This is a genomic window from Corynebacterium renale, assembly GCF_002563965.1.
Lineage (GTDB): Bacteria > Actinomycetota > Actinomycetes > Mycobacteriales > Mycobacteriaceae > Corynebacterium > Corynebacterium renale.
In genome coordinates this window covers 631,443-643,261 of sequence record NZ_PDJF01000001.1, presented here as the reverse complement: position 1 = coordinate 643,261, position 11,819 = coordinate 631,443, and the positions used below count along the sequence as shown (strand labels likewise).

General features: G+C 63.3%; 12 protein-coding genes. 5 read left to right on the top strand and 7 right to left on the bottom strand.

Annotated features, from left to right (window positions below):
• The first annotated feature begins 136 nt into the window (after positions 1–136).
• The gene (locus tag ATK06_RS03105; protein WP_053072559.1) at positions 137–730 is read left to right on the top strand and encodes an HdeD family acid-resistance protein; all 594 of its coding nucleotides are present in this window, start codon (positions 137–139) and stop codon (positions 728–730) included.
• On the opposite strand, the gene ATK06_RS03100 is transcribed toward ATK06_RS03105, so the two are convergent.
• Positions 711–1,484: an NAD-dependent deacylase gene (locus ATK06_RS03100; protein ID WP_098388823.1), complete on the bottom strand. Its 774-nt coding sequence runs from the start codon at positions 1,482–1,484 to the stop codon at positions 711–713. The genes ATK06_RS03105 and ATK06_RS03100 overlap by 20 nt on opposite strands.
• Positions 1,485–1,541: 57 nt before the next feature.
• On the opposite strand from ATK06_RS03100, the gene ATK06_RS03095 reads away from it, so the two are divergent.
• Positions 1,542–3,197, top strand: a complete 1,656-nt coding sequence (locus tag ATK06_RS03095; protein WP_197712616.1) for a DUF885 domain-containing protein — start codon at positions 1,542–1,544, stop codon at positions 3,195–3,197.
• A gap of 6 nt (positions 3,198–3,203) precedes the next feature.
• Here ATK06_RS03095 and ATK06_RS03090 read toward each other — a convergent pair whose 3' ends face one another.
• Complete coding sequence (locus tag ATK06_RS03090; protein WP_346190149.1) at positions 3,204–4,391, bottom strand: AbrB family transcriptional regulator; 1,188 nt, start codon at positions 4,389–4,391, stop codon at positions 3,204–3,206.
• Between ATK06_RS03090 and ATK06_RS11410 the strand changes: the two genes are divergently transcribed.
• Positions 4,341–4,550, top strand: coding sequence for a hypothetical protein (locus ATK06_RS11410; RefSeq protein ID WP_048378708.1), 210 nt, complete (start codon positions 4,341–4,343; stop codon positions 4,548–4,550). The two genes, ATK06_RS03090 and ATK06_RS11410, sit on opposite strands and share 51 nt — an antisense overlap.
• Before the next feature lie 12 nt (positions 4,551–4,562).
• Here the strand turns inward: ATK06_RS11410 and ATK06_RS03085 are convergent, their stop codons facing one another.
• The 3 genes from ATK06_RS03085 to ATK06_RS03075 are packed head-to-tail and all read right to left on the bottom strand — an operon-like array spanning position 4,563 to position 7,460.
• On the bottom strand, positions 4,563–5,876 hold the full coding sequence (locus ATK06_RS03085; protein WP_098388820.1) for a TRAP transporter large permease: 1,314 nt from the start codon (positions 5,874–5,876) through the stop codon (positions 4,563–4,565).
• Positions 5,873–6,430: a TRAP transporter small permease gene (locus ATK06_RS03080; protein WP_048378712.1), complete on the bottom strand. Its 558-nt coding sequence runs from the start codon at positions 6,428–6,430 to the stop codon at positions 5,873–5,875. Before ATK06_RS03080 ends, ATK06_RS03085 begins: the two co-directional genes overlap by 4 nt.
• Complete coding sequence (locus tag ATK06_RS03075; RefSeq protein WP_048378714.1) at positions 6,417–7,460, bottom strand: TRAP transporter substrate-binding protein; 1,044 nt, start codon at positions 7,458–7,460, stop codon at positions 6,417–6,419. Before ATK06_RS03075 ends, ATK06_RS03080 begins: the two co-directional genes overlap by 14 nt.
• A 274-nt stretch (positions 7,461–7,734) precedes the next feature.
• Between ATK06_RS03075 and ATK06_RS03070 the strand changes: the two genes are divergently transcribed.
• Together ATK06_RS03070 and ATK06_RS03065 are read left to right on the top strand one after the other, a co-directional pair.
• The gene (locus tag ATK06_RS03070; protein ID WP_048378716.1) at positions 7,735–8,670 is read left to right on the top strand and encodes an SPFH domain-containing protein; all 936 of its coding nucleotides are present in this window, start codon (positions 7,735–7,737) and stop codon (positions 8,668–8,670) included.
• Between the two features lie 2 nt (positions 8,671–8,672).
• Positions 8,673–8,864: a type II toxin-antitoxin system antitoxin gene (locus ATK06_RS03065; RefSeq protein WP_048378718.1), complete on the top strand. Its 192-nt coding sequence runs from the start codon at positions 8,673–8,675 to the stop codon at positions 8,862–8,864.
• Positions 8,865–9,323: 459 nt separating this feature from the next.
• On the opposite strand, the gene ATK06_RS03055 is transcribed toward ATK06_RS03065, so the two are convergent.
• The gene (locus ATK06_RS03055) at positions 9,324–9,548 is read right to left on the bottom strand and encodes a DUF2283 domain-containing protein (protein ID WP_048378722.1); all 225 of its coding nucleotides are present in this window, start codon (positions 9,546–9,548) and stop codon (positions 9,324–9,326) included.
• A gap of 36 nt (positions 9,549–9,584) precedes the next feature.
• The gene (locus ATK06_RS03050; RefSeq protein ID WP_098388819.1) at positions 9,585–11,813 is read right to left on the bottom strand and encodes an ATP-dependent RNA helicase; all 2,229 of its coding nucleotides are present in this window, start codon (positions 11,811–11,813) and stop codon (positions 9,585–9,587) included.
• Positions 11,814–11,819: the final 6 nt, after the last annotated feature.

Here is an 11,819-nt window from a genome sequence, read left to right as displayed (position 1 = left end):
ATCCTAGTCACAAGTAGACTGCATGGTCTAAATTTTCATCGTAAATCTGAACAACATGGTCTACCCCTGCGCTACCCCCGCCACAACGGGTAGGGTACATATCAGTACCTTGTTGTTTTTCAGGAGTATTTGTTTTATGTCTTTTAGAAATTACTACAGTGAACAAAATGTTCAGAATCTTTTGAGCCGCGTGGGCAAGGCAAGCGTCGGCTGGCTCGTCGTGCGCGGCATCATCGCGGCCATCTTCGGTGTGCTCGTCCTCATCGCCCCCGGCCCCAGCACCGCCGCGATCTCGGCGATGCTCGGCATCGTTATCGCAGCTTGGTTGCTTATCGACGGCATCGCCCACGCCTGGGGTGCCTGGCAGGAAAAGAAAAACGACGTCTCCGGCTGGGGCTGGGACATGTTCTTCGCAGTGATTGCCATCATTGCCGGCGTCATCTTGTTCTTCCTGCCACTATCCGCCGGATTCTTCATAGGCCTTTTCTTCCTCTGGCTCATGGCCATCGGCGTCATCTTCCGCGCCGTCCCCCTGTTCACCCGCGGCGGCGGTTGGTCCACGGCACTGGGCGTGCTCAACGTGATTATCGCCATCGTGTTCGTCCTGATGCTCCTGCTCAACCCGGGCGGCGCGCTCGTCGCGGCCGTATGGGTTGCCGGAATCTGGGCGATCATCTTCGCCATCACCAGCTTCGTGCTGGCGTACCAGGTTAATAAGGCGCTGAAATAAACTCCTGCGACGCAGGACCCGCCTCCGCGGCGGTCGTGGACCACGTGGCGCTGCATAGTGGCGTTAGGTCCGTGGGCTGAGGGCTCACCTCCACGAGGGTTGCCCCAGCCCTTTTCGCTTCCACCGGCAAACCCGCCGCCGGGAACACCACGCCCGACGTCCCCACAATGATCACCAGATCCGCAGCCAGCATCCGCTCCTGCGCCACCTGCCAATCCCGCGCCGGCAACGCCTCCCCGAAGAACGTCACCGCCGGCTTCACCAGGTTCCCGCAGGCCGGGCACTCCGGCGGGGCAATCCGCTCCACCGGCTCCTCCGGCAGGGGCACCTCGCCGCGATACGGGCGCCCACAGATACCGCACTCGAACTTTGCGACGTTCCCGTGCAGGTGAGCAACGTTGCGCGAACCCGCGGCCTCGTGCAAGGAATCGATGTTTTGGGTGGTCACGTGGGCGTCGCAAAGCGAAGAAGCCTCCCACGTGGCGGCGGCGAAGTGCCCCGGATTCGGCGCGGCCTGCGACATCAGCCGCGCCTGCCACAGGTGCCAGCCGAACACCAGCTCCGGGTCACGCGCCCACGCCGACATGCTGCACACTTCCTGCGGATCCACCTGCGACCACAAGCCCGTATCCTTATCCCGGAACGTGGCAATCCCCGAATCCGCACTGATTCCCGCCCCGGTGAAGAACTCCACAACCGGGCGCTCCACCCGCTCGAAAACACCGCTGATCGCTGCGAAAAAGTCCGTCTGCATAACTCCTATTGTCCCACAGGTGGCAGTTCACCGGCACGGTAGCTAAGATTGCCCGCTATGAGTTCTGAAGAACGTGAGTACTCGTTGCTCGATTCGTCGTGCGATGCCTTCGTCGTCGACCTCGCCCACATCAGCCCCACCGACGCCACCGCCTGGGGCATCGAAGGGCTCAACGGCGAATTGCAGGACTTCTCACCCGAATACTGGGAACGCCGCGCCGAACGCTACCGCGACATGATCATGGACGTCGACGCCTTCGACGAAGGCACCGACGAATCCGACGACGATGACGACTTCGACGCCGTCGACCACGTCACCGCCGCCACCCTCCGCGACCGACTCACCCTCGAGCTGGACAAACACCACCTCGACGAGACGCTGCGGCTCCTTAATAATATTGACTCGCCCGTCCAAACCATCCGCGACACCTTCCTCCTCATGGACCGCGAGACCGCCGAAGGCCGCGACGCCATCCGCAGCCGCATGTCCAAAATCCCGGCCGCGCTCGACGGCTACCGCGAATCCTTAAGCGAGGCCGCCAACCGGGGGCACGTGGCGTCGGCACGCCAAATCGACGAGGTCATCTCCCAGTGCGACGACCTCGTCGACGCCGACTCCATGCTCGACCACCTCGGCCTAGAAGAACACTGCGCCGAAATCGTCGCCGCAAAACACGCCTTCGAAGACTTCGCCGAATGGCTCGGCGACCAACTCGCACCATCCGCCCCCGACACCGACGCCGTCGGCCGCGACCGCTACGAACTGTTCTCCCACGAATTCGTCGGCGACGAAATCGACCTCGACGAAACCTACACCTGGTCCCTCGAACGCCTCCAAGAAATCCGCGCCGAACAAAAGAAAATCGTCCACAGCCTCTACGGCTCCGACGTCTCCATCCGCGAAGCCTTCTTCAACCTCAACCACGACGACCGCTACACCATCACCGGCGTAGACAACCTGCGCGAATGGATGCAGCGCACCTCCGACAAGGCCGTCGCCGAACTCGGGGCCGAACACTTCGACATCCCACCAGAGATGCGCACCCTCGACTGCTGCATCGACCCAGCAGGCACCGGCGGAATCTTCTACACCCCACCCACCGACGACCTCGACCGCCCCGGCCGCATGTGGTGGTCCGTCCCCGAAGGCCAAAACACCTTCCACACCTGGCAAGAACTCACCACCGTCTTCCACGAAGGCGTGCCCGGACACCACCTGCAATGCGGCACCACCGTCTCCTCCGACATACTCAACATGTGGCGCCGCAGCGTCTGCTGGATCTCCGGCCACGGCGAAGGCTGGGCCACCTACGCCGAAACCCTCATGGACGAACTCGGCTACTTCGACGACCCCGCCACACGGCTGGGCTACCTCGACGCCCAACGCCTCCGCGTCGCCCGCGTCGCCCTAGACATTGGCGTCCACCTGCGCAAACAGGTACCCGTCAAGACCGGCGTGTGGGACGCGTCCTACGCCAAGTGGTTCCTGCGCGAAAACACCGCCATGGACGAGGCCAACCTCAACTTCGAAATCAACCGCTACCTCGGCTGGCCCGGCCAGGCCGCCTCCTACGCCGTGGGCCAGCGCATGTGGCTGGACACCCGCGCCGCCGCGCTCGCCGAAGGGCAGACGCTCAAGCAGTTCCACACCAACGCCCTGGCGCTTGGCTCGGTGCCCATGTCCGTGCTCGCCTCCGAGGTGCTGGACAACTAGCGACGTCTAGCGACGCAGCCGGCGCAGGATCGCCGGCACGTACGAGGCCACCACAATCACGGTGAGCAGGCGAATTATCTGCAACACCACAACGACCGCGCCCGCATGCCCCTCGCTCGCCAGCGCGAGGACGGTCTCCAGCGCGCCGGGCGAGGTCGCCAAGTAGCCTTCGAGGCCGGTCGCGTCGATCGCGAGCGTGAGCAGCCAGCCCGCCCCGGCGCAGGCGGCCATCATGAGGACGATCATCGTCACCGTCACCGGCAACTGGCGGGCAAACACCTTCAGGGTGGGCAGCGACAACCCGCCGCCACAAATCCAGCCGATGCACACAAACGCGAACACGGCCAGCGGCGCCGGCACGGTCAACAGCGCCGCATAGTCTGCCGGTACGAACGAACCGACCACTACCGTCAACGCCAGCGGCCCCACCACCGAGGGAACGGGCAGGTGCAGGAGGCGCCCCGCCCAACTGCCGACGCCCGCCAGCACCGCCACAACCGCGGCCGCGATGAACAATTCCGCCACGCTCAGCCGCGGATCGTCGAGCTGCGCCGCGCCATCGCCGGGGAAAAGGCCGGCAACTAGTGGCAGCGTGACAGACACGATGAGCAGGCGCAGGTACTGGACCAGGGACACGTAGCGGTAATCGGCACCCAGTTCAGAGGCCAGGACCGGCATCATCGAAGCCCCGCCCGGCAGCATGGACAGGACGCCGGTGTTGGCGTCGATGGTGCGGTCGGAACGCGCGAGGACATACCCGCCCGCCAGGCCGAACGCGGTAGTTAGCAGCGCGATGCACAGGCCTGGGATGATGAACGATCCAACCTGGCCCCACGTGATCCCCACAACCGGAATACCGGCTATCACTCCGATGACGGCGCGGGACGCCGCGTACACGGGCCGCGCTACGTGCATGTCATGACCCGTCGATAAGGCAACCACCCCAGAGACCACGATCGCCCCAAGGATCCACGCCGCCGGGACGTGCGCCCAGGCCAGCAGCGCGCCCAGGGCGATGGAAAGCGGCGCCACGATTAACCAGCGCTTATAGTCCGTGTTCTTCACGGTGTCTACTGTAAACCGGCAGCCTTCAAGGGGGTATTTCGCAGCTGGCCGGCAGCAGGTGTTTTTAGCCTGGGAGGCATGTTGAATATTCCAGTGGCGGTGCGTATCCACCGCGAAACTCCTGCCCACACGCACGTGGTGATGGCGGTGGCCAGCATTGTGGCCGTGGTGGCGGGGATGATGGGCGTGGCGTTGGTCGCCCCGGAGCGGGATTTGCCGGCGCTTGCGGCGGATGTGGCGCATTACGAAGGCCCGCTGCCGGAATACTTCCAGCTGCGGGCCGAATAAGCAGGGGCGCGGTTAACTGCCGATGAGTCCCATCGTGGACGGCAGCCACAGGGAAATCTGCGGGATGAAGACCACGAAGAGCAGCGCCACCAGGATTGCGATGAGGAACGGCCACAGTTTGCTCAAGACCGATTCCAGGCGCAGACCGGCGACTTGGGCGCCGACGAAGAGCACGTTGCCCACCGGCGGTGTGATCACGCCCAGCGACAGGTTCATCACGACCATCATGCCGAAGTGAACCGGGTCCACTCCAAGTTCCGTGACCACGGGCAGGAAGATCGGGACGAAGATCAAGATCGCAGGGGTCGGGTCCATGAAGGTGCCGATGCACAGCAGGATGAACATCATGATGAGCAGGATGATCACCTTGGAATCGCTGACGGCCAGCAGGGCGTCGGCAATCAGCTGCGGAATCTTAGCGAACGCCATCACCCACGACAGGGCGGAACTGACCGCAACCAGCATCATGACGATACACGTGGTGCGCGTGGAGCTCAGCAGAATGCCCGGCAGGTCCTTGACCTTAATCTGACGGTACGCAAAGCCCAGGATCAGGCAGTACACCACGGCAATCGCGGCGGATTCGGTAGGGGTGAACCAGCCGGCCAAAATACCACCCACCACGATGAAGATCATGGCCAGGGACGGCACGGCACGCCAGATGGTCAGGGCGAAGAGGCTTAACGACGGCCGTTCGGTGGCCTTCGTGTAATTCTCTTTACGCGACAGCAACCACGCCACGATGGAACACGCGATGATCCACAGCAGACCCGGCCCCACACCAGCCATGAACAGCGCGGCAATGGAGGTCGAGGACACCAGCGAGTACACGATGAACGTGTTCGACGGCGGAATCAGCATGCCGGCCGGGGCGGACGCCACGTTCACGGCGGCGGAGTAGGAACGCGAATAGCCGTCTTCCTCCATGCGCGGGGTCATCACGGTACCGACCGCGGACGCGGCCGCGACAGCTGCGCCAGAGACCGCGCCGAACAGGCCGTTGGCCAGGACGTTGGTCTGCGCCATGGATGCGGGCATGCGGCCGACGAGGACCTTGGCGGCGTCGATAAGCCGGGCGGCGATACCGCCTGAATTCATCAGCGAGCCCGCCAACACGAAGAACGGAATCGCCAGCAGGCTGAAACTATTCGTGCCGGTAAACATACGTTGCGTGACCGCCTGGGCCGCGTTCTCCGGGCCTAGGACCGCCATCGCGGCAAGCAGGGACGGCAGGCCAATGGCCACCGTGATCGGCACGGACATGGCAATAAGGATGACCACGCCGAACAGCAGAATCAGAGCTGCAACTAATGCGGGTGACATTATTTCCTCCCATCCACAGCGACGAGCTCTTCCTCAGCCTCTTCGAGGTCGCGCGGCTCTTCAGGTTCTTCGACGTCGGGGTACGGTTCCTCTTCGCCACGCAGCAGCGCCACGAAGTGGATCACGGAGAAAATCGCGATGCACACGCCAGTAATCGGAATGACCAAGTACACCCAACCGATAGCAAACGGCAAGGCCGTCAGGTTCTGGTTCCACGCGATCGACGACGCCAGGTAACCGCCCCACACCATCGCCACCACGGCGAAGATGAAGATGATCGCCTGCACCGTCGCGGCCAAGTACTTCTGGCTACCGCGCGGCAGGCGGCGGGCAACGAAGTCCACCGCAATGTGGCCACGCTCGCCGTACAGGAAAGCGCCGCCGATGAACGACAGCCAGACGAACAGGAGCTTGGACAGTTCTTCCGACCAGGTCGATGGGTCATGCAAAATCTGGCGGGTGATGACCTGCCACACCGTCACGCACACCAAGAGTGCGAACAGGATGACAGACAGCACACCGAGCACCTTGAGCAGGGCATTCTTAGTTGCCAGCATCAGGATCCTCCTTGGCGTGGATAGCGTCGTACAGCTGGTTCTGGTATTCGGTGTTCAGGAACTCGTCACGCATCGGGGCGAGCGCCTTGTCGAAGGCCTCACGGTCGACGTCGTTGAACTCGGAGCCGGCGGCCTTGGCGGTCGCGATGGCGTCGTCAGTCTTCTTCGCCCACAGCTGCGTGTGCTCCACCATGGCCTCATCCCACATCTTCAGGAAGAGCTCGCGGTCCTCCGGAGTCATGGCCTCGAGCAGGTCGTGGCGCATAATCATGTAGTCCAGGCCCACCAGGTGTTCCGTCTTGGACCAGTAGGGCGCGACCTCATTGTGCTTCTGGGTGACGTAGGAAACCTCATTGTTCTCCGCGCCGTCCAGCACGCCAGACTGAATCGCGGTGTAGACCTCGCCGTACGACAATGGGGTAGCGGAACCGCCCATGAGTTCAATCATGCGGATGTGCATATCCGATTCCTGGACACGGATCTTGCGGCCGTGCAGATCCTCCGGCTTCAGCACCGGGGAATCCTTGGTGTACACCGAGCGCGTGCCCTGGGTAAAGCCGCCGATGACGGAAATGTTCTTGTCCTCCAGGCTGGTGAACAAATCACCGACGACCTCCTGGTCGCGGATCACATCCATCTGGTGGTCCACCGACTTGAACGTGGTCGGCATGTTGAGCACGCGGAAATCCGTGTTCAGGTTCTCCAGCTGGGTGCCGGACACGATCGCCAGCTCAATCGCAGAAGACTGGATGAACTGGAGGACTTCCTGCTGGGAACCCAACTGTTCGTTCGGGAAGACCTCAATCTTCCAGCGGCCGTCGGTGGCTGCTTCGAACTTCTCGGAGAAGCTTTCCAGCGCGATGAAGCTGGGGTGGTCCTCAGACTGGTTGAGGGCGAGTTTGACGTAGGTGGTTTTGTCGGGGGCGCCGACCGTTTCCAGGTCGAGGCCGCCGAGATCGCCGCATCCTGACACGCCGAAGCTCAGTGCAACGGCAGTGACGGCGGCCGCGAGTGTGTGGCGGAGTCGCACGTGTGTGTCTCCTCGGGGCTTGGGCAGGGACTCGGCCCCAGGGAGGGCGCTGACCTGCAGTGGAACATTATTTGTCTGACCATAACACGCTGATAGGTACCTCTGGGTACCCCCAAAATTCCTGGTCAGAATGTGCATGTCAGACATTGTTGCAGTTTGTTTCCAGGGGTAAAGGCGGGGGTGGGGGTAGTGTTTCGAAATGTGATATCACATTTCGCGGCGCTCTGTGATAATCTGATATCACATTAATTTTCAGCCCCCGAGGAGGCACCCCATGAGCGAACACGTCAAAGAAGCCGAAGTGGCCGACCGCCCCGTCGGCCACGACGGCGCCAAAGTAGAAGTCAAAGAAACCAAATCATGGTCCACCGGCGCCGGCGGGGCAGTAGGAATCCTGCTCGCAGCACTCGTGCTCGTGGTGGCGAGCATCGCGCTCCTCTTTGTTACCGCCGCGCTCTGGAGTCTGCTGCTCATCGTCCTGACCGGCCTCATCTTCCTGGTCGTGCTCGGTATGGTCCGCATCATCGACCCCGGCCACACCCGCGTGGTCCAATTCTTCGGCCGCTACGTAGGCACCAACCGCCGCACCGGCTTGACCATGGTCCCGCCGCTGACCACCACGAAGAAAGTCTCCGTGCGCGTGCGCAACTTCGAGACCGAAACCATCAAAGTCAACGACTCCAACGGCAACCCCGTCAACATCGGCGCGATTGTGGTGTGGCAGATCGCCGACACCGCCAAAGCGTCCTTCGCCGTGGAGGATGTGGATGAATTCATCCTCTCCCAAGCGGAGTCCGCACTACGACATGTGGCTACCACTCACCCCTACGACGGTGGGACGCAGCACGCGCCGTCGCTAAGCGGCTCGACGGAGCTGGTCTCCCAGGAGCTTGCCGACGAAGTCGCCGCCCGCGTCCGCGTCGCCGGTGTAGAAATCATCGAAGCCCGCATCGGCTCCCTGTCCTATGCGCCCGAAATTGCGCAAGCCATGCTGCAACGCCAGCAAGCCGGCGCGATCGTCGACGCGCGCGAAACCATCGTCGAAGGTGCCGTCTCTATGGTAGAAACTGCCCTCGACCAGCTGGAACAGAAAGACATTGTGGATTTGGACCCAGAGCGTCGTGCAGCAATGGTCTCCAACCTGCTGGTCGTGCTGTGCTCCGACAATAACGCACAGCCTATGATCAACACGGGGAGCTTGTACACCTAACAATGGCACGCAAAAGTGTGGCCCTGCGCATAGACCCGCAGGTCCACGACGCCATCGCCCGGTGGGCCGCCGACGAAGCACGCAGCACGAACGCTCAAATCGAGGTCATGCTTCGCGACGCCCTCCGGCGCGCCGGCCGTTTACCCAAAAACGTCGGCGACATCCCGCGGCGGGGCCGGCCGCCCGGAACGTAGGGCTGGGATGGTTCTACTCGAAAGCTACTAGAAAGAAAAATTTTCGAGTAGCTTTCGAGTAGCTTTCGAGTAGAAGAAACTGGCGTTAGCGTCCAGGCGCCGGTGCGGGGCACAACTTTACGTACCTAGAGGAGGCAAGCCGTGGTGAGTGGGGAAGCCGTAACGATTCCTTTGGCCTATGATCTTGCCTGGCTAGTCATAATCCTGCTGCACCTTGTGTTGAGTGTGGGCGTATTTGTTTATGAATTCCGGCGCCGCGGCACTGGCTCGGCGGTTGGTTGGGCGTTGATGGTTTTTCTTCTCCCCCTTGTGGGCTTCCTTATATTTGTTTTCGCCCGCTGGTGGAAGAACAGGAGCTAGAGCCTAGATATGGCTCGTCGTTGTGCGCGCGGAGGAAGGCGGCCTTCAAGGGAGGCCACAGTGCTGGAATATGCCGCTCACGCTTGAATCGGTTTAAATTTAGCGTTGTATTTTTGCATTCTGGAGAAGCGTCGCTGGGAGTATCGATGAGGCGCAGACAAACTCTATTCCCATTATCTTTCCATCGCTGCTGACGTCTATTTCAACTTCGCCGGCGATCTTATCGCAGGTTATTCCTGCTATTTGCGAATCCGATGCAACGCCTTCTTCGGCTAGGGATAGGTACGCTGCATCGGCCTCGGGGTCGTAGTATGTTAGCTCCATGGAGAGAACTCCTTACGGTAATTACTTTGGGTGCCTCTACATCCGCTTCTTCGTTCGCGCCGTCGCGGGCGCGGTCCAGGGGTCTTCCGGCCACGGGTGTTTGGGGTAGCGCCCGCGCATGTCGGCGCGCACTCCGGTGTATGGGCCGTTCCAGAAGGAGGCGAGGTCGTCGGTAATTGCTAGTTCCCGGCCGGCCGGGGACAGCAAGTGGAACTGCACGCGCACGCCCGCGCACTCCGGGGAGGCGGCCAGGCCGAAGCATTCCTGCAGCTTGACGCGTACAACGGGGCGTCCGGAAGAATAGTCCACTTTCGGGTTGCTTCCCGACGGCACCGGCAACCGCGCCGGCGCCAACTCCTCAAGCCGCGTGGCCTCTGGCCACGGTAGGAGCCGTTGCACCGCGGGGTACATGTCGATTCCGCCGGCGCGTGCACCGCCTACGACCTGCTCAATCTCGGGGTCCAACCACCCCTCCGGTGCCTCACCGGGCCACGGTTCGCCTACCTGCTCGTGCAGGAATCGGATGCGGTCTAAAAGTTCGCGCGCGGCCTGGGAGAACGTGAAGAGCTCGGGGCCGGCGTCGCGGAGGGCGCCGCGGGCTGCATCACGGTCGGGTTTCACTGGCGTGGAGCTGAGTTCGATGGCGCCGGCTCGGCGTACGCGCCGCCCGCGCACCGCGCCGCTTTCCAGCCAGGCTTCCGTAGTTTCAGTAACGCCGATGAGGCGCAGGGCGTCCGCCTCCGCGATGGGGGCGCTGTCTCGGACCACGGCCCGGTTGCCCGTGCGCGAGATTTCGCTGCACGCGATCCAGTCGCTGCTCGCTGGTGCCTCCACGCGCGTTCCCGAAGCCAGCAGGTAGGAATCCTTTTCGCGCCGCCCGATCCACTCCGGGTACGCGGAGCCGATGACCACGCCAGGTTCCACGGCGCGGGGTTTCACAAAGCGGCGCAGCCGGGCGGCCTCCTTCTTCCAATCGCCACCCTCCCGGGCCGATAAGCGGGCCACGGTATCCACGCCGCCGGTGTCCAGGAGTGCGCGGCCTAACCGCGGGTCCAGGGGCATGCGCGCCAGCTTCTTTCCCAGGGGCGTGACCTCCTCGCCATCCAGCGCGCCCAAGCGGTGCAGGGTCTCTTCGGCAGAGTGCAGGGAGGCGGCCGGAGGGGCGTCGAGAAGCGGGAGATCCGGGGAGCCCCAACACTTGAGCCACAGCGTGGCCTGGGTGAGGTCGGCGCTCAGGATTTCGGGCGTGATGTGGGCGGGGAAGTGGCGGAATTCGGATTCGGTGAACATGCGCACCACCCGGCCTGGGCCCTCGCGTCCGGCGCGACCAGCGCGCTGCTCGGCGGTGGAGCGCGCCTCCGACACGGTGACCAGGCCAGTCATGCCGCGGTTCTCGTCGCGGCGCGGGCCCCGCGAAAGGCCCGCGTCGACCACAGTACGCACGCCGGGTACAGTTACTGAGCTTTCCGCCAGCGCCGTCGACACCACAATCCGCGGCCCCGTGTCGCGCAACGCGGCATCCTGGTCCCGGGAACTCGCCCCACCGTGCAGCGCAATCCCGCCACACCGTCCGGCGACGTACTCCGCCTCCCACCGGCCCGGCACAAAAACCAGGACCGAGTAATCGCCCAGCTCACCGCGCGCCGTGTCGGCGACGGCGTCCCAAAACTCGCGGGTGCGCTGCCCGCGGCCTGGGTGCGCGCGGTACTCAATCTCCAAGGGGTGCGTCACCGCGGGCGTGCTCACCACATCCAGGCCCAAAAGTTGCTGGTAGCGGGCGGTATCCACGGTCGCGGACATCACCACCAGGTGCAGGTCCTCGCGCAGGAGGGCAAGCTCGGCGGCCATGCCCAACACCAGGTCCGTATCCAGCTGGCGTTCGTGCACCTCATCGATGATGATGGCGTCCACGCCGGGCAACTCGGCGTCGGAAAGCAACATCCGAAGCAACACGCCCGGTGTGCAAAACTCCACGCGCGCGCCGGGCACCGTGTCCGCATGGACCCGGTAGCCCACATCCTGGCCCAACTCCTGGCCAGCCAGGGACGCAAGACGCCGGGCCGCCGCCCGAACAGCGACCCGGCGAGGTGCCGTGACCAGCACTTTCCCCGACACCAGGTTGGCGGCGAGCGGCGGCACAAAGGTAGTCTTGCCCGTCCCCGGAGGCGCCTGCACCACCGCGCCGCCGGCCTCGAGGGCAGCTCGCAGGGCGCTTTCTTGCTTCGCGACGGGCAACCCCGCCCCAATAACCTCCAGGTTGAACATTCCTCC

What these genes read in the sequence shown, in the direction of transcription:
- ATK06_RS03100 (WP_098388823.1), bottom strand. Translation starts at nt 1,484, where the DNA reads ATGCAGACGGACTTTTTCGCAGCGATCAGCGGTGTTTTCGAGCGGGTG.
- ATK06_RS03055 (WP_048378722.1), bottom strand. Translation starts at nt 9,548, where the DNA reads ATGGAGCTAACATACTACGACCCCGAGGCCGATGCAGCGTACCTATCC.
- ATK06_RS03080 (WP_048378712.1), bottom strand. Translation starts at nt 6,430, where the DNA reads ATGCTGGCAACTAAGAATGCCCTGCTCAAGGTGCTCGGTGTGCTGTCT.
- ATK06_RS03065 (WP_048378718.1), top strand. Translation starts at nt 8,673, where the DNA reads ATGGCACGCAAAAGTGTGGCCCTGCGCATAGACCCGCAGGTCCACGAC.
- ATK06_RS03050 (WP_098388819.1), bottom strand. Translation starts at nt 11,813, where the DNA reads ATGTTCAACCTGGAGGTTATTGGGGCGGGGTTGCCCGTCGCGAAGCAA.
- ATK06_RS03105 (WP_053072559.1), top strand. Translation starts at nt 137, where the DNA reads ATGTCTTTTAGAAATTACTACAGTGAACAAAATGTTCAGAATCTTTTG.
- ATK06_RS11410 (WP_048378708.1), top strand. Translation starts at nt 4,341, where the DNA reads ATGTTGAATATTCCAGTGGCGGTGCGTATCCACCGCGAAACTCCTGCC.
- ATK06_RS03095 (WP_197712616.1), top strand. Translation starts at nt 1,542, where the DNA reads ATGAGTTCTGAAGAACGTGAGTACTCGTTGCTCGATTCGTCGTGCGAT.
- ATK06_RS03070 (WP_048378716.1), top strand. Translation starts at nt 7,735, where the DNA reads ATGAGCGAACACGTCAAAGAAGCCGAAGTGGCCGACCGCCCCGTCGGC.